Origin of the sequence: Streptomyces sp. NPDC093568 (assembly GCF_044764945.1) — a bacterium.
In the GTDB taxonomy this organism is placed as follows: Bacteria; Actinomycetota; Actinomycetes; order Streptomycetales; family Streptomycetaceae; genus Streptomyces.
This window is the reverse complement of the sequence record NZ_JBIWJD010000006.1, coordinates 382,560-406,116: the sequence shown is the minus strand read 5'-3', so window position 1 is coordinate 406,116 and position 23,557 is coordinate 382,560. Positions and strand designations below refer to the sequence as shown.

Below are 23,557 nucleotides of genomic sequence, written 5' to 3'. Positions count from 1 at the left end.
GAGTAGAGGAGGTCCGTACCGACCGGTAGGGGGTGGGCAAGGAAAGTTACCGCCGGTACGAATTAAGGTTCCGGGGTGACCGAGAAGCGTGAATACCGCATGGAGGAGCTGGCCCGCCTGGCCGGCATCACGGTGCGCACCCTGCGCTTCTACCGCGAACGCAAGCTGATCCCGCCACCGCGCCGCGAGGGCCGCATCGCCTGGTACGACGACCACCACCTGGCCCGGCTGCGCACCATCGCGGCCCTGCTGGAGCGCGGCCACACCCTGACCGGCATCGCGGAGCTGGCGGAGGCCCTGGACCACGGCCGCGACGTCGCCGACGTCCTCGGCGTCGCGCCGACGGAGGAGGAGCCGGTCCGCCTCACCCCCGAGGAGCTGGCCGCCCGCTTCGAGGGCCAGGTCACCCCGGAGAACCTCGCCGCCGCCCTGGACCTCGGCTACCTCGGCACCGACGGCGACGAGATCGTCCACATCAGCCGCCGCCTGCTGGACGTCTCCTCGGCCCTGGTCCGCGAGGGCATCCCCCTCGCGGAGGTCCTGGCGGCGGGCAAACAGGTCCGCGAGCACGTGGACGACCTGGCGGAGATGTTCGCCGAGCTGGTACTCCGCCACGCCGGGGAGAACGACCTCCAGCGGCTGCGGCCGCTCGCCCGGAGCGTGGTGGAGGCGGAGCTGTCCCTGGCGCTGGACCGGCGGCTGCGCCGGCAGAACGAGCGGGACTAGCGGTCGTACACGACCGTCACCGGCGCGTGGTCCGACCAGCGCTCGGCGTGCGTGGCCGCCCGCTCGACGTACCCCTTGAGCGCCGCGGCGGCGAGCCCCGGCGTCGCGACCTGGTAGTCGATGCGCCAGCCGGTGTCGTTGTCGAAGGCCCGCCCGCGGTAGGACCACCACGAGTACGGCCCCTCCGCCTCCGGATGCAGCGCGCGCACGACGTCGACATAGCCGCCGGCGGCGGGTTCGAACACCGCGCTCAGCCACTCCCGCTCCTCCGGCAGGAAGCCGGAGTTCTTGGTGTTGCCGCGCCAGTTCTTCAGGTCGGCCTTCTCGTGCGCGATGTTCCAGTCGCCGCAGACGAGAACCTCGCGGCCGTCGGCGGCGGCGCGCTCGCGCAGGCCCTTCAGATAGGCCAGGAACTCACCCATGAAGCGGACCTTCTCGTCCTGCCGCTCGGTGCCCACCTCGCCGGAGGGGAGGTAGAGGGAGGCGACCGTCACACCCGGGAGGTCGGCCTCGACATAGCGCCCGCTGTCGTCGAACTCCGCCGATCCGAATCCGACCTGGATGCGGTCGGGCTCGCGGCGGGTGTAGAGGGAGACGCCGGCGCGGCCCTTGGCGGCGGCGGGCGCGTGCACGACGTGCCAGCCGTCGGGCGTGCGGACCTGCTCGGGCAGCTGCTGGGGCTCGGCGCGCACCTCCTGGAGGCACAGCACGTCGGCCTCGGTGCCGGCGAGCCACTCCACGAAGCCCTTCTTCGCGGCGGCCCGCAGCCCGTTCACATTCACAGAGGTCACAGTGAGCACTCCGGCACCTTACCGGCACACTGGACGTTGTCCGGTTCTGGAACCTCTTGATCTTGAATTGATATACGGTAATCAGCATGAATATACGCCGCGTCTCCTTCGACCACCCCGACGCCGTGAAGCTCAACGACCAGGTCCAGGGCGAGTACGCCGTGCGCTACGGGGACGACGGCGACGCCACGCCCCTCGCCGCGGCCGACTTCGAACCGCCGAACGGCCTGTACCTGATCGCCTACGACGAGCTCGGCACCCCGGTGGCCTCCGGCGGCTGGCGGTCCCAGGACGACAACGGCGAGGGCAACCAGGACGGGGACGCCGAGCTGAAGCGGATGTACGTCGTCGATTCGATGCGCGGACGCGGCCTCGCCAGACGCGTCCTGGCCGCCCTGGAGGAGGACGCGCGGGCGGCGGGCCGGATCCGCATGGTGCTGGAGACGGGCGCCAAGCAGCCGGAGGCGGTGGCGCTGTACACGTCCAGCGGATACGAGCCGTGCGGGAAGTTCGGCTACTACCGCTTCCACGAGCTGAGTCTGTGTTTCGCGAAGGCGCTGTGAGTGGTCAGTCCCGGGCCGCGTTGACGCGATACACGTCCCGCACGCAGAGGTTGAGGACGACGGCGGCGGCGACCAGACCGGCGCACGCCACCAGCACCGTCCGGTTGTCCCACACGCCCGCCGCGAGCGCCGTGAGCAGATAGCCGAGCGGTATCGCGAGCCGCTCCCCGACGCTGTTGAACGCGCTCATCCGGCCCAACTCCCCCTGCGGCACATGCTGCTGGAAGGCGGTCGTCCACATGACGACCGCCACGTCCAGCCCGACGCCCGCGAGCAGAACGGTCAACAGCAGCCAGGGCAGCGGCAGTCCCCAGCCCATGGCGAGCAGCGGCACGGCCATGGGCAGGCAGGCCACGACGGCCACCGCGAGCAGCCGGTGCGGCCGCCAGCGCAGGCACACCACCGTCCCGGCCAGCAGCCCCGCCGCGAACGCCCCCTGCACCAGCCCCCAGTCACGTGCTCCGGCGTACCGCTCCGCCGCGACTACGGGCCCCAGCAGCTGGAACCCGGCCAGCCACGCGGCGACGAGAACGGTCCCGGCGAGGGTGTAGGTCCACAGCCAGGTCCTGGACCAAAAGCCGGTCCAGCCCGCCCGCAGATCGCTCAGTACGCCGCCGACGGCGACGGGGGCGTCCAGGCGCAGCCCGAGCAGCAGAAAGGCGGCGACGGCGAAGGTGAGCGCGTCCCAGGCCAGCGCCCAGGCCGGTCCGCTCACCGCGACGACGACTCCGCCGACGGCCGGTCCGAGCACCTTGACCGCGTTGCCCGGCAGCCTGAGCAGGGCGTTGGCCCGCTGCAACTGCTCGGCGGGCACGATCTGGGCGACGGCCCCCTGGGTCGCGGGCACGGTGAAGGCGAGCGCGGTCCCCGAGACGAAGCCGCAGACGGCGATGGAGAAGGTCGTCGCCCGCCCGGTGGCGACGGTGGCCGCGAGTGCCCCCTGCGCGGCGGCGGCCAGCAGGTTGCCGCCGAAGAGCAGCCGGCTGCGGGACATCCGGTCCGCGAGCACGCCGCCGATAAGGAGGAGGACGACGGTCGGCACGGTGTTCGTGGCGAGCACCACACCGAGGTCCCCGGCTCCGCCGCCCTGCTCGATCACGGCGTAGGCGAGCGCGAGCGGCGCCATCGCGGATCCGGTGGCCGAGACGAGACTGGCGGTCACGAACCGCCGGAAGGCGGCGCTGCGCAGCGGCGCCGCGGGCCTCGTCGGTAACGGCGCGGTGGCCTTCTCCACACTCCCCCTCAGGACAGGGCCAGGACAGGGCCGGGGCGGGGCCGGGACACGACCCTCTGGGAGCAACCCTCTTGGGGACAACAAAAGATCCCGCCCGATCAACCGATCGGACGGGATCTCGCCAACTCCCCGGGTTTCCCTGGAAAGTCGTTGCTGTGGACCTGAGGGGATTTGAACCCCTGGCCCCCTCGATGCGAACGAGGTGCGCTACCGGACTGCGCCACAGGCCCTTGCAACGAGTGAAACTTTAGCACCCCGATCGGGGTGCTTGGAAATCCGTTCCCGGCCGGGCCGAGGGGACCGGCTCGGGAGGGTTCCCTGGTGGCGGGCGCTACTCGTTCGCGGCCCGGGGCCGCTCGCCGTCCTCGTACTGGTCGAACAGCGGCGTGCGGCCCCGCTCGCGGGCGCGGCGCGCGGAGGCGGCGCGGCGGGCGTCGCTGCGGCCACCCCCGTCGGCCCTGTCCTCACCGTGCCCCGCCGCCTCCGGGGCTTCCGCGTCCCGGCCGGCGGAGGCAGTGTCGGCGCCCGCCTCCCGGTCCCGGGCGACGGAGCTCGACCGGGCCGAGCTCCAGGCGTCCGGCGCCCCGAGGTCCACGTCGCCGGAGGCGCGGGGCGCGACCGGGGCGGTGACGTAGGTCGGCAGGGGCACCGGGACCGGGTCCCAGCTGTCCCCGTGGCCGGGCCGGCGCCGACGCTCGCGCTGCTGGTCGACCCACTCGGCGTGGTCGGTCTGCTCGACGAGGGCACGCCGATCCGCGGCGAGCGCGGACATCCCGGGATCGGTGCCTGGTTCGGGCCCCTCGTCGGCCTCGTCGACCCCGGCTCCGAGGTCGGCGCTCCCGCGCCGCCGCGACTGGCGTGCGTGCTCGCGCAGCCGCTGGGCCGCGGCCTCGGCGCGACGCCGGTCCATCTGGTAGGCGAAGCGCCGGCGCTCCTGGGAGCGCAGATGGGCGATGTACCCGCTGAGCATCACCGCGGGAATGCCGGGCGCCCACAGGAACGCGAGCCCGCCGACGGCGGCGACGATCGCGCCGAGTGTGAAGGCGAGGAAGAGGACGACTGTGGTGCGCCTGCGGCGCGCGAGCACCTTCGAGCGCCGGGCCCGCGCGGCGGCAGCCTCCCCCGAAGGGGGACGCCGGGCCGCGGGTACCCGCTTGCGCGCGTTGCCCGCCGGACCGGAACCCGGTTCGCCGGCGGGTCCGCCGGCGCGCTCGGACGCCTGCTTGGCCGCCGGTTCGCGGACCGGTTCGCGAGTGGATTCACGCGCCGGGTCCGGGCGTCCGGATGCCTGTGCCTGAGCCGTCGCCTGGGTCTGCGGACGGGTCGGGGGTACGGCGAAGGCCCGGACGTCCACCGACTCGGTGACATCGCCCGGAGCGTCGGCGCTGGGCTCCCCCTCCTCGGTGGAGCGCGCGCGCAGGTCCTTGGCGTACCGGCGCTCCATCCCCGCCCGTCCGGACAGCAACCGGATGGCTGTGCTGAAGCGTTCCGTCGGACGGGCCTCGTTCAGCTCGTCCTGCCTACGGAGCCACATCGGCACCAAGTAGGCGGCCCAGGCCCCGACAATGACTGCGTAGATGAGGCCGCTGCTGCTCACGCCTCACACGGTAGAGGGGTTTGCGTGAGGCCATCTGCCAATTGAGCCGGTGTGTCGCACGATCTGGCTGATATTTCGAACTTTTTTTGTGACCGATGCGATCAGCAGCCCGCCCGGGGCGCGAATTTAATGCCCCGAGCCGGTCATCCGGCGATCAATTTCGAACACTTATTCAATTTCCGGCGCTACGCGGGATTGCCCTGCGGGTTCTGCCGGGTGTTCCGCTGGTTCGAGTGCGGCGCCTTCTGGGAGCGTGCCCGCTGCCAGCGGCCGAGCAACCCTTCCGGGACCTCTTCCGCCGTGAGTGCGAACACGAGATGGTCGCGCCAGGCTCCGTCGATGTGGAGATAACGCGGACGCAGCCCCTCCTCACGGAATCCGAGTTTCTCCACGACCCGGCGGCTCGGCCTGTTCTCGGGGCGAATGCAGACCTCGATGCGGTGCAGACCGACGGTCCGGAAACAGTGGTCCACGACCAGGGCCACGGCCGTCGGCATCACCCCCCGGCCCGCCACCCCCTCGTCCACCCAGTAACCGACATGCCCCGAACACATCGAGCCCCAGGTGATCCCGGCCACCGTCAACTGCCCGACCAGTCGCCCCTGGTACTCGATGACGAACGGCAGCATCCGGCCCGCGTGCGCCTCGGAGCGCAGGTGGCGGACCATCTGACGGTAGGTCGGCCGGTGCGCGATCGGCCCGCTGGGCGTCGGCGGCGGAATCGTCGCCTCCCACGGGCGCAGCCAGTCCCGGTTGCGTCGGTTGACCTCGCGCCAGGCCCGCTGGTCGCGCATCTTTATCGGCCGGAGGACGACGTCACCGTCCCCCAGCACGACGGGCCAGGATGGGCTGTTCAGCTCGCACCCCCACTGCTGGGTCTGGGGTGGTCGCCGCCGCGGAGCTGGTCGACGGCGTGGATCAGAAGGGGCTCCAGGACGGCCAGTCCGTCCTTCACCCCACCGCTGGAACCGGGCAGGTTCACGATCAGCGTGGCTCCCGCCACTCCGGCCAGGCCCCGGGAGAGCGCGGCGGCCGGCACCTTCTCCCGGCCGAACGCCCGGATCGCCTCGGCGATGCCCGGCACCTCGCGGTCGATCACTTCGCGGGTCGCCTCGGGTGTGCGGTCGGTGGGCGAGATGCCGGTGCCGCCGGTGGTGACGATGACGTCGTATCCCGCCTCGACGCCCGCGATCAGGGCGGCCCGGACCGGGTCCCCGTCGGGCACGACCTGCGGCCCCTCGACGTCGAAGCCGAAGCCCTTCAGGCCCTGGGCGATCAGCGGGCCGCCCTTGTCCTCGTAGATCCCGGCGGCAGCCCTGTTGGAGGCCGTGACCACGAGAGCGCGATACGTCATGACCGGCTCCAGTCGCCCGACTTGCCGCCCGTCTTCTCCTCCACCCGTACGTCCGTGATGACCGCTCCCTTGTCGACCGCCTTCACCATGTCGATCACGGTGAGCGCGGCGACGGAGACCGCGGTGAGGGCCTCCATCTCGACGCCCGTGCGGTCCGTGGTCTTCACGGTGGCCAGGATCTCCACCGCGTCGTCCGCGACCGACAGGTCCAGTTTCACACCGGACACCGCGAGCGGGTGGCACAGCGGGATCAGATCCGGGGTGCGCTTGGCTCCCATGATGCCCGCGATGCGCGCGGTGGCCAGGGCGTCACCCTTGGGGACCCCCTCGCCGCGCAGCAGCTCGATCACACGGGGCGAGACGAGGACGCGGCCGCTGGCGCGGGCGGTGCGCGCGGTCACGTCCTTCTCCGAGACGTCGACCATGCGGGCCGCGCCCGCGTCGTCGATGTGCGTGAGACGGTCCTGGGTGGATGGGTCCTGCGTGCTCATGCTGGTGTGGCGCTCCCGGTCCGGGCCCGTCGCGGTGCGGCGCACGGGCCTGCTGTGCGCGACACGGTACCGCCAACCAGGGCCCCTCAGCCGAGCAGGACCACCTCGACCTCGGCGCCGGGCTCGACGCTCTCCACGTCCTCGGGGACGACGATCAGCGCGTCCGCGTGCGCGAGGGCGGCGATGAGGTGGGATCCGGCGCCGCCGACCGGCCGGATCTCGCCGTCGGCGTACTTTCCGCGCAGGAACTGTCTGCGCCCCTTCGGCGAGGTCAGCGCCTTGTCCGCGGTGAGGGTGGCACGCGTGCGCGGCCGGTGGACGTCCTCCAGACCCATCAGGGTGCGGATCGCGGGGCGCACGAAGATCTCGAAGGAGACGTACGACGACACCGGGTTGCCCGGCAGGGCGAGCAGCGGGGTGTGGTCGGGGCCGATCGAGCCGAAGCCCTGGGGCTTGCCGGGCTGCATGGCGAGCTTGCGGAAGTCGATGCCGCTGCCGGCCTCGTCCTCGTCGCCGACGTACGACAGCGCCTCCTTGACGACGTCGTACGCCCCGACGCTGACCCCGCCCGTGGTGACCATGAGGTCGGCGCGCACGAGCTGGTCCTCGATCGTGGACCGGAGCGTCTCGGCGTCGTCTGCGACGGCGCCCACGCGGTAGGCGATGGCTCCGGCGTCACGGGCGGCCGCGGTCAGGGTGAAGCTGTTGGAGTCGTAGATCTGGCCCTCGGCGAGTGCCTCGTCGGGCTGGACGAGTTCGCTGCCGGTGGACAGCACGACCACGCGCGGGCGCGGGCGCACCCGGACGGTGCCACGGCCGATCGCGGCGAGCAGGGCGATCTGCGACGGGCCGAGGACCGTGCCCGCTTCGAGCGCCCGGTCGCCGGCCTTCACGTCGCTGCCCTTGGCGCGTACGTGCGCGCGTGCCTCGGCCGGGCGGTGGATGTGCACCTGGCCCTGCGCGCCCTCGGGGGCCGAGCTGCGTGCGCGCATGCCCGTCACCGGCCCCTCGCCGAGTCCCCCGTCGGTCCACTCCACCGGAACGACGGTCTCGGCGCCGGGCGGCAGCGGGGCACCGGTCATGATGCGGGCGGCCTGGCCGGGGCCCACGTGAAGAGGCTCGGCCCGGCCCGCCGCGACGTCCCCGACGACCTCCAGGACCGCCGGGAACTCCTCGCTCGCGCCCTCGACGTCCGCGACCCGCACCGCGTACCCGTCCATGGAGCTGTTGTCGAACGGCGGCAGGGAGACCGGCACCGTGACGTCTTCGACCAGGACGCAGCCCTGGGCGTCGAGGAGTTGCAACTCGATGGGTTCCAGGGGGCGGACGGTCGTGAGGATGTCCTCCAGGTGCTCGTCCACCGACCAGAGGTGGTCCTGGCCGGCGGGGCGGGGCGCGGCGGCGGTGCTCAACTCGCTACATCTCCTCGGCTACGTAACTGCGAAGCCAGGTCCGGAAGTCCGGGCCCAGGTCTTCACGTTCGCATGCGAGTCTGACAATGGCACGCAGGTAGTCGCCCCGGTCGCCGGTGTCATAGCGGCGGCCCTTGAAGACGACGCCGTGCACCGGGCCGCCGACCTTCTCGTCCTGCGAGAGCTGCTGGAGGGCGTCGGTGAGCTGGATCTCGCCGCCGCGGCCCGGCTCGGTCTTGCGCAGTATGTCGAAGACGGCCGGGTCGAGCACGTAGCGGCCGATGATCGCGTAGTTCGACGGGGCGTCCGCCGCGGCCGGCTTCTCGACGAGGTCGTGCACCTTGACCACGTCGGCGTCCTCGGTGGGGTCCACGGCCGCACAGCCGTAGAGGTGGATCTGCTCGGGCGCGACCTCCATCAGCGCGACGACGCTGCCGCCGCGCTGCTCCTGCACCTCGACCATCCGCTTGAGCAGCGGGTCGCGCGGGTCGATGAGGTCGTCGCCGAGGAGGACGGCGAAGGGCTCGTGGCCGACGTGCGGGGCGGCGCACAGGACGGCGTGGCCGAGGCCCTTGGGGTCGCCCTGGCGGACGTAGTGCATGGTGGCCAGGTCGCTGGACTCCTGCACCTTCGCGAGCCGGTCGGCGTCACCCTTCTTCTGAAGGGCGGACTCCAGCTCGTAGTTGCGGTCGAAGTGGTCCTCCAGCGGGCGCTTGTTGCGGCCGGTGATCATGAGGACGTCGTCGAGGCCGGCGGAGACGGCCTCTTCGACCACGTACTGGATCGCCGGCTTGTCGACGACCGGAAGCATCTCCTTGGGAGTGGCTTTGGTGGCCGGAAGGAAGCGGGTGCCTAGGCCCGCTGCGGGGATGACAGCCTTGCTGATCCGAGGGTGCGACTGAGTCATGCCCGACACCATATCCGGTGCCTTTGTAGTGAATCTGAGGCTCCGGTTATTTGGCTCTCATATGAGCGCAATTGGGAAGGGTACGGAACCGAGCAGTGAGACACAGCGCACGTCCGGGCGAGCCTGACAAGCGAACGTTGCGGCGAGAACTCCTCACGGTGAGAGACAGGTTGCCGGACGGTGTCCTGCGGGAGTCGGCGGCCGCGCTGGCCGTGCGGGCCCTGGAGCTGCCCGAACTGGCCCACGCGCGCGTGGTGGCGGCGTACGTCTCGGTCGGGAGCGAGCCCGGCACGCTCGCGCTCCTCGACGCGCTGCGCGCCCGGGGCGTACGCGTGCTGCTGCCCGCGCTGTTGCCCGACAACGACCTCGACTGGGGCGCGTACACCGGGCCGGACTCCCTCACCCGGGTCCAACACGGCGGCAGGATGGCCCTCTTCGAGCCCGCCGGCGAGCGGCTCGGCCCGGACGCCGTGACCGGCGCCGACGTCGTGCTGCTGCCCGGCCTCGCGGTCGACGCGCGCGGGATGCGGCTGGGGCGCGGCGGGGGTTCGTACGACCGCGTGCTCGCGCGTCTGGAGCGCGCGGGCGCCCATCCCTCGCTGGTGGTCCTGCTGTACGACTCTGAGGTCGTCGAGCGGGTCCCGGAGGAGCCGCACGACCGGCCGGTGCACGCGGTGGTGACACCGTCCGGGGCGCGCCGGTTCGGCTGAGCGCGGCCCGGACGCGGAAGTGGCCTCCACGCGCGCGTGGAGGCCACTCACGGTCAGGTGCCCGGGGTCACGGCTTCAGCACCAGGGTGTCGCCCGTGCTGTCGTCGACCGCCTTCTCGGTGAAGGACCAGTCGAGCAGCTCGCCGTCGGCCCACTTGTCCGTCTGATCGGTGTAGTGGGCGTTGTAGGCGTGCCCGGAGGCGCCGGTGAGGTTGATCCACTTCGACTTGTCGAGGTCGCCGAGGTTGACCACCATCCGCATCGACGGCACCCAGACGACGCCGTAGCCGCCGGCCGCGTTCCAGCCGCTGGCGTTGACCGTGGCCTCGCCGCCGCTGAGCTTCCAGGGGCCGCGGTTGAGGGCGTACTGGAGGAACCCGGGGCCCTCGGTGCCGAGGGTCTGGTTCTTCAGGAACAGGCGGTGCAGCCGGCCCCAGCTCCAGGTGTCGATGTCCTTGCCGAGCTTGGCGGTCAGCTCCCAGCGGGCGTCGATCATGGCCCGCGTGAACAGCTCGTCGCGGTTGTCGGCCGACGGGCGGGTGCCCGAGGAGGGCGTCCTCCACCAGTCGCTGTCCTCGTCGTTCAGCAGGCTGCGCACGACCTCGAACCAGCGGTCGCCGCCGTCCGGCTGCGCCTGGTCGGGCTCGCGCTCACCGCACTCGCGCACCTTGTCCGTCTCGTCGACGGGGCCGGTGGTGTTGACGGGGTCGACCCACAGGCACTGGCCCTCGACCCGCAGCTCCTTGGGCAGCTTGTTGCCGAAGGCGAGCTTGAGGATGTTGCGCCAGACCGAGTTGAAGTAGGCGGCCGCCGCCGAATCGGCGTCCTGGGTGTAGTCCCAGCCCTCCAGGAGCTCCTGAGCCTCCCGGATGGCCGCGGCGTCCCGGACGTCCTTGTCGGAGATGTCGATCTTCAGCAGCTTGGGCACCAGCAGCTTGGCGATCTCGCTGCTGTTGTCGAGCTGCATCTGACGCATGTCCTCGGTGGAGATCTTGCCGCCGTCGTCGATCTTCGACTGGATCAGGTCGTTGATGCGCTGGCTGCGGGCGCCGTAGCCCCAGTCCGTGGTGAGCGTGTACGGGTACTTGGACTTGTCGACCACGGCCTGGTTGGCGGTGACGATGTAGCCGCGGGCCGGGTCGTACTCGTACGGCAGCTCGTCGTCGTCGATGTAGCCCGTCCAGCGCGACCTCGGGTCCCAGCCGGGCACCGGGACGGAGCCGTCGTAGCCCTGCGCGCGCGTGGGGATCTTCCCGGGCAGCGTGTAGCCGATGTGGTTCTCGGTGTCGGCGTAGATCAGGTTCTGCGAGGGCACGTCGAACAGGGTCGCCGCGGCGCGGAAGTCGTTCCAGTTCTTCGCCTTGTCCATGGCGAAGACCGCGTCCATGGTGGTGCCCGGGTCCAGCGCGGTCCAGCGCAGCGCGATGCCGTAGCCGTCGCCGCGGTCGGGGGCCGCGGTGTCGACGGTGGCCTTGCGGCCGACCTTCACCAGCTCGTCGCTGCGGTCGGACAGGAGGGGCATCCCGTCCTTGGTCGCCCGGACGACGATCTTCTTCGACGAGCCGCCGGCGACCTTGATGGTCTCCTGGCGCGAGGTGAAGGGCACCGTCTTGCCGTCGTAGAGGTAGCCGTCGCCGGAGAGCTTCTCCAGGTAGAGGTCGGTGACGTCGACGCCGGAGTTGGTCATGCCCCAGGAGATGTTCTGGTTGTGGCCGATGACCACGCCGGGCATGCCCGCGAAGGTGTAGCCGCTGACGTCGTACTGGCAGGTGCTGGAGACCGAGCGGCAGTGCAGGCCCATCTGGTACCAGACGGACGGCAGCGAGGCCGACAGGTGCGGGTCGTTGGCCAGCAGTGGCTTGCCGGTGATGGTGTACCTGCCGGCGACCACCCAGGAGTTCGAGCCGATGCCGTTGCCGTTCACGCCGACGGCCGTGGGCAGGCCGTCCAGGACGTTCTGCAGGCCCGCCAGCTGGCTCTGCAGGCCGGCGGTGCCCGAGGAGCCCGAGGAGGACGACGTGCCGGCCGTGGACGAGCCCGCGGCCGACGCGGAGCCCGACTGCTCGAACGTCTTGGTGACCTCGTCGTACTGGCCGGCCTGGACGATCGTCTTGTTCCGGCTGTACGGGTACTGCGGGTAGAGGTCCGCGATCTGCTTGGGGCCCAGGCGGCTGGTCATCAGGGCGCGGTCGATCTCGTCCTGCATGTTGCCGCGCAGGTCCCAGGCCATGGCCTTGAGCCAGGCGATCGAGTCGACCGGGGTCCACTGCTGCGGCTTGTAGTCGTTCGTGAAGCCGAGAGCCGCGTACTCCAGGGAGATGTCCTTGCCGTCCTTGCCGTCCAGATAGGCGTTGACGCCCTTGGCGTAGGCCTGGAGGTACTTCTTGGTGGAGGCCGACAGCGTCTTGTCGTACTCCTCCTTGGCGATCCGGTCCCAGCCGAGGGTGCGCAGGAACTCGTCGTTGTCGACCTGGCTCTTGCCGAACATCTCCGACAGGCGGCCCGAGGTCATGTGGCGGCGTACGTCCATCTCCCAGAACCGGTCCTGCGCCTGGACGAAGCCCTGCGCCATGAACAGGTCCTCGTCGGAGGAGGCGTAGATCTGCGGGATGCCGTAGTCGTCGCGCTTCACGTCGACCGGCCCGGACAGGCCGTCGAGCGTTATCGATCCCTTGGTCTGCGGGAACGAGGCGCGCACGGTACTGATGGACCAGTACGCCCCGCCGGCGACGCCCGCGACGACGGCCAGCACCAGCACGAGGACGAGCAGGCGGAGTCTGCGCCCCTTCTTCCTGCCGGACTTGCCGGGCTGCTGACCCGTGGAGGCGGTGGTATTGGGGGGCATCGCTGTCCTTGCTGTCCTAACGCGAGCGGCAGGGCGGGCTGTCCTTTTCAATGAGCGCTGGAGCAACCATAGGCGCAGGGCTTCACCGCCCTTGACGCGGAGTGGGGAACCAGCACGGCAGGACGTTCGATCATGCCTCCTTCAGTGTCAAGAAATCGTCAAGAGTTAGGTAAGGTAACGAAGTAGTTGGGTGCGGAGAACCGCCACTTCGTGTCCTATGTACGTGAGCCCACGCGCGCGTGCGCGCGGGCCAGGGAAGGGAACGGCCGCTGACTGTCCACGACCTCAACCAGCTCCTGCTCGTCTGCTCGCTCGTCCTGCTCCTCGCCGTCGCAGCGGTCCGGATCTCCTCGCGCAGCGGGCTCCCCAGCCTGCTCATCTACCTGGGCATCGGCGTGCTCATGGGCCAGGACGGCATCGGCGGCATCCGCTTCGACGACGCCGAGCTGACGCAGGTCATCGGCTATGCGGCCCTGGTCGTGATCCTGGCCGAGGGCGGTCTGGGCACGAAGTGGAAGGAGATCAAGCCGGCGCTGCCGGCCGCCTCCGCGCTGGCGCTGGTCGGGGTCACGGTGAGCGTCGGGGTCACGGCGACGGCCGCGCACTACCTGGTCGGGCTGGACTGGCGGCAGGCGCTGATCATCGGCGCGGTGGTCTCCTCGACGGACGCGGCGGCGGTGTTCTCCGTGCTGCGCAGGATCCCGCTCCCCGCGCGCGTGACGGGCACCCTGGAGGCGGAGTCCGGCTTCAACGACGCCCCCGTGGTCATCCTGGTGGTCGCCTTCTCCGAGGCCGGCCCGATCGAGCACTGGTACGTGCTGGCCGGTGAGATCACGCAGGAGCTGGCCATCGGCGCGGCCATCGGCCTCGCGGTGGGCTGGCTGGGCGCCTGGGGCCTTCGGCACGTGGCGCTGCCCGCCTCCGGCCTCTATCCCATCGCCGTCATGGCCATCGCCGTCACCGCCTACGCGGCCGGCGCGATGGCGCACGGCAGCGGCTTCCTCGCCGTGTACCTGGCGTCGATGGTGATGGGCAACGCGAAGCTGCCGCACTGGCCGGCCACCCGCGGGTTCGCCGACGGGGTCGGCTGGATCGCGCAGATCGGCATGTTCGTCCTGCTCGGCCTGCTCGTCACCCCGCACGAGCTGGGCGACGACATCCTGCCCGCGCTCGTCATCGGGCTGGTGCTCACCATGGTGGCGCGCCCGCTGAGCGTCGTGCTGTGCCTGTCGCCGTTCCGGGTCCCCTGGCGGGAGCAGGCACTGATGTCCTGGGCCGGGCTGCGCGGCGCCGTGCCCATCATCCTGGCGACGATCCCCATGGTCAGCGGCGTCGAGGGCAGCCGCACCATCTTCAACATCGTCTTCGTCCTGGTCGTCGTCTACACCCTGATCCAGGGGCCGACGCTCCCGTGGCTCGCCCGCGTGCTCGACCTCGGCCAGGGGCCCGAGGCCGCCGACCTGGGCATCGAGTCGGCGCCGCTGGAGCGGCTGCGCGGCCATCTGCTGTCCGTGGCGATCCCCGAGGGGTCGAGGATGCACGGCGTCGAGGTCAACGAGCTGCGGCTGCCGGCCGGGGCCGCCGTGACCCTCGTCGTGCGCGAAGGAAAATCGTTCGTCCCGCTGCCCACCACGGTGCTGCGGCACGGCGACGAACTGCTCGTGGTCGCCACGGACCCGGTGCGCGACGCCGCCGAGCGCCGGCTGCGCGCGGTGGGCACCGGGGGCAAGCTGGCAGGCTGGCTGGGGACAGGAACAAACGGGACAAGCTAATCGCAGGCGGAGTGCGGAATGGTGCGCCTTTTCACAGGATCAGCCACGGCTTTCCCTGTACAATGCAGGTGTAACCCAGATCGAACCAACTCTGCCTGACGCAGAGCTGGCGCGACCGTATGGCGGCCGTCATGCCCTTCCTCCGTGGGCGCCGGTATCTACCGCAGTTCCGCGCAAGAGGACAGCTCTCGGCGCCGCCCCCCACCCGTAGGGGCCGTGCTACCAGGCGGCAGAAAGGCACGGACCGTGGCGTCCACGGTCACCACCGAGCCGTCGAAGGACTCGCCGGCCGCCTCCCGCCCCGGATACGGACAGCTGCTGCGCACCCGCGGCGCCTGGACGTTCCTGCTCCCCGGCTTCGCTGCGCGTCAGCCGTTCGCGATGCTGACCATCTCCATCGTGCTGCTGGTGCAGCACACCACGGGCTCCTACGGCGCGGCCGGTGCCGCCGCGGCCGTCACCGGTGTCTCCATGGCGCTGTTCGCGCCCTACAGCGGCCGCCTGGCCGACCGCTACGGCCAGCGCGCCGTCCTGGTCCCCGGGGTCCTCGTCCACGTCCTGTCCGGTCTGACCCTGACGGCGCTCGCGCTGGCGGACGCCCCGCTGTGGGCGCTGTTCGCCGCGGCCGTGCCGACCGGCGCCTCGGTGCCGCAGGTCGGGCCCATGGTGCGGGCCCGCTGGGGCGTGAAGCTCCAGGGCTCGCCCCTGATGACGACGGCGGCCGCCTTCGAGTCGGTCACCGACGAGCTGACCTTCGTCGTCGGCCCGCTGCTGGCCACCGCCCTGTGCACCGCCGTCGACCCGGCCGCGGGCCTGGTGACGGAGGCCGCGCTCACCCTGCTCGGCGGTCTGCTGTTCGCCGCGCAGAAGAGCACCCAGCCTTCGGTCACACCCGGCGGGCACGCGCGCGTGGAGCACACCTCGGCTCTGCGCGTCCCCGGCGTGCGCGTGCTGATCGTGGCCTTCCTCGGCATCGGCGCCGTCTTCGGCGGCATGCAGGTCTCGCTGGCCGCCTTCACCGAGTCGATCGGCGAGCCCGGCCTGAACGGCGTCCTGTACGGCACCTTCGCCGCGGGCAACATGCTCTCCGGCATCGCGTGCGGCGCGATCGCCTGGAAGGTGGCCCCCCAGCGCCGCCTCCTCCTCGGCTACGCCGCCCTCGCGCTCACCGCGTCCGGCCTGTGGGCCGCGCACTCGGTGCTCGTCCTGGCCGGCCTCGGCCTGCTCGTCGGCATGTGCATCGCGCCCGCGCTGATCACGGGCTACACGCTGGTCGAGGGCCTGGTCCCGGCCGGTGCCCGCACCGAGGCGTTCACCTGGCTCACCGGCGCGGTCGCGCTCGGCCAGGCCGCCGCCGTGACGGTCGCCGGACAGCTGGAGGACCGCCTGTGGGGCGGCGCCGGGTTCCTGGTGCCGATGGCCGGCACGCTGCTGGCGCTCGCGACCCTGGTGGCGCTGCGCTCGCGGCTGGTGGCACGGTCCCACGGCCGTACCGTCGCACGTGGCGTGGGTCACCGCGTGCCGGTGGCAGTGGACTGAGCGGCTGGAATACGTCACTATGGATCGTCGTTAGCACTCATCGAGTGAGAGTGCCAGGAGGAAGACAGTGCCCACCTATCAGTACCAGTGCACCGAGTGCGGCGAGGGCCTCGAGGCGGTGCAGAAGTTCACCGACGACGCCCTGACCGAGTGCCCCAACTGCCAGGGCCGCCTCAAGAAGGTGTTCTCCGCGGTCGGCATCGTCTTCAAGGGCTCCGGCTTCTACCGCAACGACAGCCGCGGCTCCTCGTCGAGCAGCTCGCCGGCGTCGTCGTCGTCGAAGTCGTCGACGTCCTCCTCCGACTCTTCGTCGTCGTCCTCTTCGTCGTCCTCGGACTCGAAGTCGTCGAGCACGGGCACGTCCTCAAGCAGCTCCGCCGCGTAGGGCCCGGGCCTGGAGGCCTGAGGCCTGTAGCCCCGGGAGGCCCTGGGGCCGCCACTCCTTACGGGACCCTGTCGTCGTACGGCGACGGGGTCCTCGGCATATCCGGGTGCGGTTAGGGTGCGGACATGGCGAACAAGGCGAACGTCGAACTCGGCGTGATCGGCGGCTCCGGTTTCTACTCCTTCCTGGACGACGTGACCGAGATACAGGTGGACACCCCCTACGGGCCGCCCAGCGACTCCCTCTTCCTGGGCGAGATCGCCGGCCGGCGGGTCGCCTTCCTGCCCCGGCACGGACGCGGCCACCATCTGCCGCCGCACCGGATCAACTACCGGGCCAACCTGTGGGCCCTGCGCTCGCTCGGGGTGCGCCAGGTGCTCGGCCCGTGCGCGGTGGGCGGTCTGCGCACCGAGTACGGCCCGGGCACGCTGCTGGTGCCGGACCAACTGGTCGACCGCACGAAGTCGCGGGTGGGTACGTACTTCGACGGTCTGCCGCTGCCGGGCGGGGCCGTGCCGAACGTGGTCCACGTCTCCCTGGCCGACCCCTACTGCCCCACCGGACGGGCGGCCGCGCTGAAGGCGGCCCGCGGACGCGACTGGGAACCGGTGGACGGCGGCACGCTGGTCGTGATCGAGGGGCCGCGCTTCTCGACCCGCGCCGAATCGCTGTGGTACCAGGCCCAGGGCTGGTCGGTGGTGGGCATGACCGGCCACCCCGAGGCGGCGCTCGCCCGTGAACTGGAGCTCTGCTACACCTCGATGACGCTGGTCACCGACCTGGACGCGGGCGCCGAGACCGGCGAGGGTGTCTCCCACGACGAGGTGCTGCGGGTGTTCGCGGCGAATGTGGACCGACTGCGGGGCGTGCTGTTCGACGCGGTGGCGGGGCTGCCGTCGAACGACGAGCGGGACTGTCTGTGCACCACGGCGCTGGGCGGGATGGACCCCGGGTTCGAGCTGCCGTAGAGGGCGGGGCCGCCGGGGGCAAGCGCGGCGGAACTTCCGTAGGGGTCGACCCTCGGCCAACGCGGCGGAACTCCTCGTTCGGATGAGGGAGTTGTCCACAACCGGCGGGTAGTCCACGGCGCCCGGCGGGCGGCTCCGCGATGCCTCATCGTGGGCTCGCAAGCCGTTCCGTCGTCGCAGGTGGTGGTCCCCCTCATGTCCCTCACTCCCCCCATTTCCTTTCCCTCCCCCTCCCCCTCCCCCTCCCGCTCCCGCTCCCCCTTCCCCGCTCCCTCCTCCCCGGTCGCCCCGCGCCCGCTCGGCACGGACGCCCCGGCCACCCGCGAGGTGCCGCAGTTCGCGCCGGTGCGGGTGCGCGGCGGGCGATACCGGCTGCGCCGGCTCGTGCGGCACCGCAGGCGGGCCGTGGCGGCCGGGCTCGCGGTGACCGCGGCGGCGCTCGTCGCGGCGGGGCCGCGGGAGGCCGACCGGGCGCGTGGTCATCCGGTGGCCGAGCCGGTACGCCAGCACCGCGCCGTCGAGCGGGTGTCGGCGCCGGTGCGGATCGCCGACGGGGCCACGGTGGGGCTGCTGCGGCCGGGCGACCGGGTCGATGTGATCGCCGCTCAGGAGACCGCGCGGGGCGGGGACACCGAGGTCGTCGCGCGCGGGGCCCGGGTCACCGAGGTGCCGGTGTCGCCGGACACCTCAGTCGAGAGCGGGGCGCTGGTCGTGCTGTCGGTGCCGCGCGCCACGGCGGCCCGTCTCGCGGGGGCGAGCGCCACGGCACGGCTGGCGGTGACACTGTGCTGAACCGTGGGCTCGATTGGACAGGGTGGCCGAGCCCTGACGTAGGTTGCGGAGCGATCTGTTCCACAACCTGTGTCTCCGAGGGGTGGCTCCGAAGTGAGCGAGAAGAAGGAAGCGGGCGTCTGGGAGGGTTTCAAGGCCTTCCTGATGCGCGGGAACGTCGTCGACCTGGCCGTCGCGGTGGTCATCGGCGCCGCCTTCACCAACATCGTCAACGCGGTGGTGAAGGGGATCATCAACCCGCTGGTCGGAGCGATCGGCACCAAGAACCTCGACCACTACAGCTCCTGCCTGAGCTCGACGTGCGAGGGCGAGCGGGGGATCCAGATCCTGTGGGGTTCGGTGCTCGGCGCCGCGCTCAGCTTCGTGATCACCGCTGCCGTCGTCTACTTCCTGATGGTGCTGCCCATGGCGAAGTACCTGGCCCGGGTGGAGGCCCGCCGCAAGGCGAAGGAGGGCGCACAGGAGGTCATCGAGGTGACCGAGCTGGAGGTGCTCAAGGAGATCCGCGACGCGCTGGTCGCACAGCGCGGCTCGGGGCACGACGAGCGGTAGCCGCTCAGATGTGGTGGGGCGGCTTCTCGTCGAGGAAGCGCTTCAGGTCGGCCGCGCTGTCGCCGGAGCCGCCCGGCCGCTCGCCCCACCCGCGGTCCGTGTCGTCCGAGGACTGCTGGTCCAGCGGGTCGTCGAAGATCAGCGCGGCCTTGGGCTCGCGCGGCTCGGGGGTGGGGGCGGTGCTCATGCGTCCAGGGTACGGCCCCCGCGCCGAAGGACCGCGCACCCGGCGAGCGGGTGATCCCCTACAGGAGAAATTCCCCGCTCCATCTGCTGTGCTTGTCCCCATGACGTCCAGTTCCACTCCCGCGCCGGACCCCTCCCGCCCACCCGGACGGGCCCGCCCGCTGCGTCGGCTCACCGCGCGTGGCCGGGGTGAGGCGCATCGGGTCGCCACTCCGCTGGAGCTCTTCTTCGACCTGTGTTTCGTCGTGGCCATCGCCCAGGCCGGCATGCAGTTGGTGCACGCGGTCGCCGAGGGCCACGCGGGTGAGGGCATCCTCAACTACGCGATGGTCTTCTTCGCCATCTGGTGGGCCTGGATGAACTTCACCTGGTTCGCCTCGGCCTACGACAACGACGACATCCTCTACCGGGTCGTCACCCTGATCCAGATCGCCGGTGTGCTGGTCCTGGCGGCGGGGGTCTCGCAGGCGTTCGAGGACCACGACTACCTGGCGGTGGTGCTGGGCTATGTGATCATGCGGCTCGCCCTGACGTCGCAGTGGCTGCGGGTGGCCGGCTCCAGCGACGGCCCGGAGCGGACGATGGCCCTGCGGTACGCCGCCGGTGTGCTGCTGTGCCAGATCGGCTGGCTGGGCCTGGTGTTCCTGCCCGAGGGCGCCAGACCCTGGGTGTTCCTGGTGATGGCCGTCCTGGAGATGTGCGTGCCGCCCTACGCGGAGAAGGACCACCCGACGTCCTGGCACCCGCACCACATCGCCGAGCGGTACGGCCTGTTCACGATCATCGTGCTCGGCGAGACCATCGCGGCGGCCACGGTGGCGGTGAAGACGGGCATCGAGGAGAACGACGCGCTGGCCGATGTGCTGCCGATCGCCGCGGGCGGGCTGCTGATCATCTTCGCCGCCTGGTGGATCTACTTCGTGGTGCCGATCCACGGCCATCTGCGCTCCAACAAGCAGGCGTTCCTGTGGGGCTACGGCCACTACGTGGTCTTCGCCTCGGCGGCCGCGATCGGCGCGGGTCTGGAGGTGGCGGTCGAGCACACCGTCGGCAAGGCGCACATCTCCACGCTGGCCGCGTCGGCGGCGGTGACCCTGCCGACGGCGCTGTATCTGCTCACCGTCTGGGCGCTGCACTCGCGCTACTTCAAGGTGGGCATCGCCCAGCAGCTGGTGCTGCCGACCGCGGCCCTGCTGGTGATCTGCTGCACGTTCCTGGGCGAGTGGGCCGTGTTCGCGGCCGGCGTCGTCTCGGCGCTGGCGGTGGCGACCGGGGAGACGCTGACGGCACGCATGTCGTTCGGGGAGCGCGGGACGGCGGCGCGTACGCCGGTGGCGTGAACCGCGGCTCCGCCGGTCGCGGCTGGACGAGACTGGCCCCATGACAGTTGACGCTCTGACAGATGTCGCCGGGCTGCGGGTGGGACACGCGACGCGCACCGGCGACGGTTGGCTCACCGGCACCACGGTCGTCCTCGCGCCCGAGGGCGGGGCCGTCGCCGCCGTGGACGTGCGCGGCGGCGGGCCGGGCACGAAGGAGACGGACGCGCTCGATCCGCGCAACCTCGTGCAGAAGGTCGAGGCGATCGTGCTGACCGGCGGCAGCGCGTACGGGCTCGACGCGGCGTCCGGGGTGATGGCGTGGCTGGAGGAGCGTCGGCGCGGGGTGCGGGTGGGGGCGGATCCGGCGCATGTCGTGCCGGTGGTGCCCGCGGCCTGCGTCTTCGATCTGGGGCGGGGCGGCGACTTCCGGGCCCGGCCGGACGCGGCCACCGGGCGGGCGGCGGTCGAGGCGGCCGCGGCGAGCGAACCCGGCACACCGGTGCCTCAGGGCTGCGTGGGCGCCGGGACCGGAGCGACCGTGGGCCCGGTGAAAGGCGGGATCGGCACCGCGAGCACGGTGCTCGACTCGGGGATCACGGTGGCCGCGCTGGTGGTGGCGAACGCGGCGGGGTCGGCTGTCGACCCCGAGACCGGGGTGCTGTACGGGGAGTTGTTCCAGGGGCGGGTGGACTACCCGCGGGAGGAGGTCCACCAGGCCGCGCGCCGCGCCCTCGCGGACATCGCAGCGAAGAACGCGCCGCCCCCGCTGAACACCACGCTGGCCGTGGTCGCCACCGACGCGGACCTGTCGAAGGCGCAGGCGCAGAAGCTGGCCGGCACCGCGCACGACGGCATCGCGCGTGCCGTGCGGCCGGTGCATCTGCTCAACGACGGGGACACCGTGTTCGCGCTGGCAACCGGGGAGCGGCGGCTGGACGCCGGGCATCCGCTCGCCCTGAACGAGATCCTCGCGGCGGGCGCGGACGCGGTGACGCGGGCGATCGTACGGGCCGTACGGGCGGCCGGGTCGGTGGACGGGCCGGGTGGAGTGTGGCCGTCGTACGGGGAGTTGTACGGCGGCGCGGTTTGACGCGCCGGGCGACGGTGGTACTCCCTCGCCGTCGCTCGCAAGATTGTCGCGGTTCTGTCACGTGACGGCATTCACCGCGAACGCTGGGAACCCGCCTCGGTGACGGGGGCCTCTTCCTCCGTGCAACGAAACGAATCCCGCGAATCGCATGAAGATGGAGCTGATCGTGACAACGCCGGACATAGCAGCGCGGCGCGCAGTGGGGGCCTGTGCCGCCCTGATGATCGGCGCCCTGACGCTCACCGCCTGCGGCGGGAGCGCCAACGCCGACCACGACGACAAGGGTGGCCAGGACTCACCCAGGACGTCCGCCGCGAAGATCCTGATCTCGGCGAAGAACGGCTCGACCGGGGCGTCGATCAACACGACCGGCGTGAAGGTCAGCGACGGCAAGCTGACCGAGGTGAAGATGACGGCCGACGGCGGGCAGGACGTGCCGGGCTCCCTGTCCGCCGACGGGGCCAGCTGGCAGCCGAAGGAGCAGTTGGAGCGGGGGACGAGGTACCAGATCTCGGCCACCGCGAAGGACGGCGACGGACGCAGCACGGCCGCCGACTCCACCTTCACCACGGTCTCGTCGGCGAACAGCTTCATCGGGACGTACACGCCCGACGGCGGCACCACGGTCGGCGTCGGGATGCCGGTGTCGTTCAACTTCGACAAGGCGATCACCGACCGGAAGGCCGTGCAGTCGCACATCACGGTCTCCTCCAGCAGCGGGCAGAAGGTGGTCGGGCACTGGTTCGGCGCGCAGCGGCTCGACTTCCGGCCAGAGGAGTACTGGAAGGCCGGCTCCAAGGTCACGATGAAGATCGACCTGGACGGCGTCGAGGGCGCGAACGGCGTCCACGGGGTGCAGAAGAAGACGGTCACCTTCACCATCGGACGCTCGCAGGTCTCGACGGTCGACGTCGACACGCAGACGATGACGGTCGTGCGGGACGGCCGGACGGTCAAGTCGGTCCCGATCTCCGCGGGCAGCCCGGAGTTCACCACGTACAACGGGCAGATGGTGATCTCCGAGAAGTTCGACAAGCTGCGGATGGACAGCAGGACCGTCGGCCTCGACAACGCCTACGACATCCCGGATGTCCCGCACGCGATGCGGCTGACCCAGTCGGGGACCTTCATCCACGGCAACTACTGGTACAACAAGGGCAATCCACCCTTCGGCCGCCAGGGCACCAGCCACGGCTGCGTCGGCCTCCAGGACGTGCGGGGCGGACAGGGCGACACGCCCTCCCAGTGGTTCTACGACAGCTCGATGCTCGGTGACGTGGTGATCGTCAAGAACTCCCCCGACAAGACCGTGACGCCGGACAACGGACTCAACGGCTGGAACATGTCCTGGAGCGAGTGGACCGCCGGCAGCGCCGCCTGATCCACCGAAGTGCCGTCCGAGCAGGGATTCTTGACGGTTCGCCGGGCCGCGCGGGAACTTCTCGCGCGGCCCGCGCGTTTTACCGGACGTACGTTTTCTCGGTTCCCGGACATGATGTCCGACCGAGGGGCTACGGTATGCACCCACAAGGTGACATGCAGCAACGCCGGGAGAAACCTTGAGCGTTCCGTACGAGACGGCAGCGTACGAACCACCCGAGTCGGCGGAGTCTCCGGAGGAGCACCTCGCACGACTCCTCGGCCGCGCCCTGAACTCCTTCGAGTTGCCCGACGAGGCGATACGGCGGCTCGACTGCGCGCTGGCTCATGACAGCTCGCTGCACTCCGCGCACCACAGCGCGGGGCTGCATCGCGAGACGTACCGGCACACCTGGCTGCTCGCCGACGGCTCGGCGCTGACGCTGTGGGAGCTCGTCCACAACACCGCGCGGGGCCGCGACCCGCAGCACGAGGTGTACGCCGACGAGGAGGAGCTGCGCGCCGCGACCGGGCGGCTGCCGCTGCCGCCGGACGCGCCGGACTTCGAGCTGCCGGTGACGGTGCAGTTGTCGCCGATCCCCACGCCCCGGCACGCGTACGTGCCGGACGACTCGGCGGACCACGCCCGCCGGCTGCTGCGCCGGGCGGAGAACGCCGACCGGCCGGACGCGGCGACGGCCGCTTTACTGACCAGCGCGTGCGCGCACCAGATCACGCAGGCGTTCGGGCGCCCGTGCCGTGCGGGCCGAGCCGCGCTGTGCTTCTCGCTCTACGAGCACGCGTTCCTGCTGCGCGACGGCGAGGAGGTCTCCCTGTGGGAGGTCGAGCACACGGCGACGCCCGACGGGCGGCACATGTGCGAGGTGTACGTCAGCGAGGACGCGGCGCGGGACGCGATGGAGCGGCGGGCGGCACAGGTGTAGCAACCCCGGCCGGGGGGT

Annotated in this window: 23 protein-coding genes and 1 tRNA gene; 13 read left to right on the top strand and 11 right to left on the bottom strand. The window is 71.3% G+C overall.

Features of this window, described 5'->3' with window-relative positions; all coding sequences use genetic code 11:
• Positions 1-75: 75 nt before the first annotated feature.
• Positions 76-726, top strand: coding sequence for a MerR family transcriptional regulator (locus tag ACIRD7_RS25675; protein WP_403457208.1), 651 nt, complete (start codon positions 76-78; stop codon positions 724-726).
• On the opposite strand, the gene ACIRD7_RS25670 is transcribed toward ACIRD7_RS25675, so the two are convergent.
• Positions 723-1,526 carry an exodeoxyribonuclease III gene (locus ACIRD7_RS25670; protein WP_403457206.1) on the bottom strand — a complete coding sequence of 268 codons (804 nt, stop codon included), beginning with the start codon at positions 1,524-1,526 and terminating at the stop codon, positions 723-725. The two genes, ACIRD7_RS25675 and ACIRD7_RS25670, sit on opposite strands and share 4 nt — an antisense overlap.
• Positions 1,527-1,603: 77 nt before the next feature.
• Here ACIRD7_RS25670 and ACIRD7_RS25665 point away from each other — a divergent pair, with 77 nt between their 5' ends.
• Positions 1,604-2,080 (top strand): GNAT family N-acetyltransferase, encoded by a 477-nt coding sequence (locus ACIRD7_RS25665; protein ID WP_403457205.1) that lies wholly within the window; start codon positions 1,604-1,606, stop codon positions 2,078-2,080.
• Positions 2,081-2,084: 4 nt separating this feature from the next.
• Here the strand turns inward: ACIRD7_RS25665 and ACIRD7_RS25660 are convergent, their stop codons facing one another.
• The 8 genes from ACIRD7_RS25660 to galU all read right to left on the bottom strand — a co-directional run bounded on the left by ACIRD7_RS25660 (position 2,085) and on the right by galU (position 9,075).
• Positions 2,085-3,314: an MFS transporter gene (locus ACIRD7_RS25660; protein WP_403457204.1), complete on the bottom strand. Its 1,230-nt coding sequence runs from the start codon at positions 3,312-3,314 to the stop codon at positions 2,085-2,087.
• A 156-nt stretch (positions 3,315-3,470) separates the two neighbouring features.
• Positions 3,471-3,544: transfer RNA gene (locus tag ACIRD7_RS25655), tRNA-Ala, on the bottom strand.
• Between the two features lie 101 nt (positions 3,545-3,645).
• Positions 3,646-4,911, bottom strand: coding sequence for a gephyrin-like molybdotransferase receptor GlpR (gene glpR / locus ACIRD7_RS25650; RefSeq protein ID WP_403457203.1), 1,266 nt, complete (start codon positions 4,909-4,911; stop codon positions 3,646-3,648).
• Positions 4,912-5,096: 185 nt separating this feature from the next.
• A complete protein-coding gene (locus ACIRD7_RS25645; protein WP_403457202.1) occupies positions 5,097-5,744 on the bottom strand; it encodes a GNAT family N-acetyltransferase in 648 nt (215 codons plus the stop codon).
• A gap of 20 nt (positions 5,745-5,764) precedes the next feature.
• Positions 5,765-6,265 carry a molybdenum cofactor biosynthesis protein B gene (locus ACIRD7_RS25640; RefSeq protein ID WP_403457201.1) on the bottom strand — a complete coding sequence of 167 codons (501 nt, stop codon included), beginning with the start codon at positions 6,263-6,265 and terminating at the stop codon, positions 5,765-5,767.
• Positions 6,262-6,756, bottom strand: a complete 495-nt coding sequence (gene moaC, locus ACIRD7_RS25635) for a cyclic pyranopterin monophosphate synthase MoaC (protein WP_403457199.1) — start codon at positions 6,754-6,756, stop codon at positions 6,262-6,264. The genes ACIRD7_RS25640 and moaC overlap by 4 nt, the downstream gene beginning before the upstream one ends.
• 86 nt (positions 6,757-6,842) lie before the next feature.
• Entirely contained in the window at positions 6,843-8,168 is a 1,326-nt protein-coding gene (glp, locus tag ACIRD7_RS25630) for a gephyrin-like molybdotransferase Glp (protein WP_403457198.1), read from the bottom strand.
• A 4-nt stretch (positions 8,169-8,172) separates the two neighbouring features.
• On the bottom strand, positions 8,173-9,075 hold the full coding sequence (gene galU / locus ACIRD7_RS25625) for a UTP--glucose-1-phosphate uridylyltransferase GalU (protein ID WP_403457197.1): 903 nt from the start codon (positions 9,073-9,075) through the stop codon (positions 8,173-8,175).
• A 95-nt stretch (positions 9,076-9,170) separates the two neighbouring features.
• Here galU and ACIRD7_RS25620 point away from each other — a divergent pair, with 95 nt between their 5' ends.
• Complete coding sequence (locus ACIRD7_RS25620; protein WP_403457196.1) at positions 9,171-9,785, top strand: 5-formyltetrahydrofolate cyclo-ligase; 615 nt, start codon at positions 9,171-9,173, stop codon at positions 9,783-9,785.
• Between the two features lie 67 nt (positions 9,786-9,852).
• On the opposite strand, the gene ACIRD7_RS25615 is transcribed toward ACIRD7_RS25620, so the two are convergent.
• Entirely contained in the window at positions 9,853-12,630 is a 2,778-nt protein-coding gene (locus ACIRD7_RS25615; RefSeq protein ID WP_403457195.1) for a penicillin acylase family protein, read from the bottom strand.
• Between the two features lie 239 nt (positions 12,631-12,869).
• Here ACIRD7_RS25615 and ACIRD7_RS25610 point away from each other — a divergent pair, with 239 nt between their 5' ends.
• The 6 genes from ACIRD7_RS25610 to mscL all read left to right on the top strand — a co-directional run bounded on the left by ACIRD7_RS25610 (position 12,870) and on the right by mscL (position 18,638).
• A complete protein-coding gene (locus tag ACIRD7_RS25610; RefSeq protein WP_403457194.1) occupies positions 12,870-14,402 on the top strand; it encodes a potassium/proton antiporter in 1,533 nt (510 codons plus the stop codon).
• 246 nt (positions 14,403-14,648) lie between these two features.
• On the top strand, positions 14,649-15,941 hold the full coding sequence (locus ACIRD7_RS25605; RefSeq protein WP_403457192.1) for an MFS transporter: 1,293 nt from the start codon (positions 14,649-14,651) through the stop codon (positions 15,939-15,941).
• A 67-nt stretch (positions 15,942-16,008) separates the two neighbouring features.
• Entirely contained in the window at positions 16,009-16,326 is a 318-nt protein-coding gene (locus tag ACIRD7_RS25600; RefSeq protein WP_403457191.1) for an FmdB family zinc ribbon protein, read from the top strand.
• 125 nt (positions 16,327-16,451) lie between these two features.
• Positions 16,452-17,294 (top strand): S-methyl-5'-thioadenosine phosphorylase, encoded by an 843-nt coding sequence (locus tag ACIRD7_RS25595; RefSeq protein ID WP_403457190.1) that lies wholly within the window; start codon positions 16,452-16,454, stop codon positions 17,292-17,294.
• A 195-nt stretch (positions 17,295-17,489) separates the two neighbouring features.
• On the top strand, positions 17,490-18,086 hold the full coding sequence (locus ACIRD7_RS25590; protein WP_403457187.1) for a hypothetical protein: 597 nt from the start codon (positions 17,490-17,492) through the stop codon (positions 18,084-18,086).
• A 93-nt stretch (positions 18,087-18,179) separates the two neighbouring features.
• A complete protein-coding gene (gene mscL / locus ACIRD7_RS25585) occupies positions 18,180-18,638 on the top strand; it encodes a large conductance mechanosensitive channel protein MscL (RefSeq protein ID WP_403457185.1) in 459 nt (152 codons plus the stop codon).
• Between the two features lie 4 nt (positions 18,639-18,642).
• Here the strand turns inward: mscL and ACIRD7_RS25580 are convergent, their stop codons facing one another.
• Entirely contained in the window at positions 18,643-18,825 is a 183-nt protein-coding gene (locus tag ACIRD7_RS25580) for a hypothetical protein (protein ID WP_403457184.1), read from the bottom strand.
• Between the two features lie 100 nt (positions 18,826-18,925).
• Here ACIRD7_RS25580 and ACIRD7_RS25575 point away from each other — a divergent pair, with 100 nt between their 5' ends.
• The 4 genes from ACIRD7_RS25575 (at position 18,926) to ACIRD7_RS25560 (ending at position 23,539) form a co-directional block, all read left to right on the top strand.
• Positions 18,926-20,164, top strand: a complete 1,239-nt coding sequence (locus ACIRD7_RS25575) for a low temperature requirement protein A (RefSeq protein ID WP_403457181.1) — start codon at positions 18,926-18,928, stop codon at positions 20,162-20,164.
• A gap of 40 nt (positions 20,165-20,204) precedes the next feature.
• The gene (locus tag ACIRD7_RS25570; RefSeq protein WP_403457179.1) at positions 20,205-21,236 is read left to right on the top strand and encodes a P1 family peptidase; all 1,032 of its coding nucleotides are present in this window, start codon (positions 20,205-20,207) and stop codon (positions 21,234-21,236) included.
• A 166-nt stretch (positions 21,237-21,402) separates the two neighbouring features.
• A complete protein-coding gene (locus tag ACIRD7_RS25565) occupies positions 21,403-22,617 on the top strand; it encodes an Ig-like domain-containing protein (protein WP_403457178.1) in 1,215 nt (404 codons plus the stop codon).
• Between the two features lie 178 nt (positions 22,618-22,795).
• Complete coding sequence (locus ACIRD7_RS25560) at positions 22,796-23,539, top strand: DUF6227 family protein (RefSeq protein WP_403457177.1); 744 nt, start codon at positions 22,796-22,798, stop codon at positions 23,537-23,539.
• Positions 23,540-23,557: the final 18 nt, after the last annotated feature.

What these genes read in the sequence shown, in the direction of transcription:
- galU (WP_403457197.1), bottom strand. Translation starts at nt 9,075, where the DNA reads ATGACTCAGTCGCACCCTCGGATCAGCAAGGCTGTCATCCCCGCAGCG.
- ACIRD7_RS25595 (WP_403457190.1), top strand. Translation starts at nt 16,452, where the DNA reads ATGGCGAACAAGGCGAACGTCGAACTCGGCGTGATCGGCGGCTCCGGT.
- moaC (WP_403457199.1), bottom strand. Translation starts at nt 6,756, where the DNA reads ATGAGCACGCAGGACCCATCCACCCAGGACCGTCTCACGCACATCGAC.
- ACIRD7_RS25570 (WP_403457179.1), top strand. Translation starts at nt 20,205, where the DNA reads ATGACAGTTGACGCTCTGACAGATGTCGCCGGGCTGCGGGTGGGACAC.
- ACIRD7_RS25580 (WP_403457184.1), bottom strand. Translation starts at nt 18,825, where the DNA reads ATGAGCACCGCCCCCACCCCCGAGCCGCGCGAGCCCAAGGCCGCGCTG.
- ACIRD7_RS25615 (WP_403457195.1), bottom strand. Translation starts at nt 12,630, where the DNA reads ATGCCCCCCAATACCACCGCCTCCACGGGTCAGCAGCCCGGCAAGTCC.
- ACIRD7_RS25590 (WP_403457187.1), top strand. Translation starts at nt 17,490, where the DNA reads ATGTCCCTCACTCCCCCCATTTCCTTTCCCTCCCCCTCCCCCTCCCCC.
- ACIRD7_RS25665 (WP_403457205.1), top strand. Translation starts at nt 1,604, where the DNA reads ATGAATATACGCCGCGTCTCCTTCGACCACCCCGACGCCGTGAAGCTC.
- ACIRD7_RS25640 (WP_403457201.1), bottom strand. Translation starts at nt 6,265, where the DNA reads ATGACGTATCGCGCTCTCGTGGTCACGGCCTCCAACAGGGCTGCCGCC.
- ACIRD7_RS25575 (WP_403457181.1), top strand. Translation starts at nt 18,926, where the DNA reads ATGACGTCCAGTTCCACTCCCGCGCCGGACCCCTCCCGCCCACCCGGA.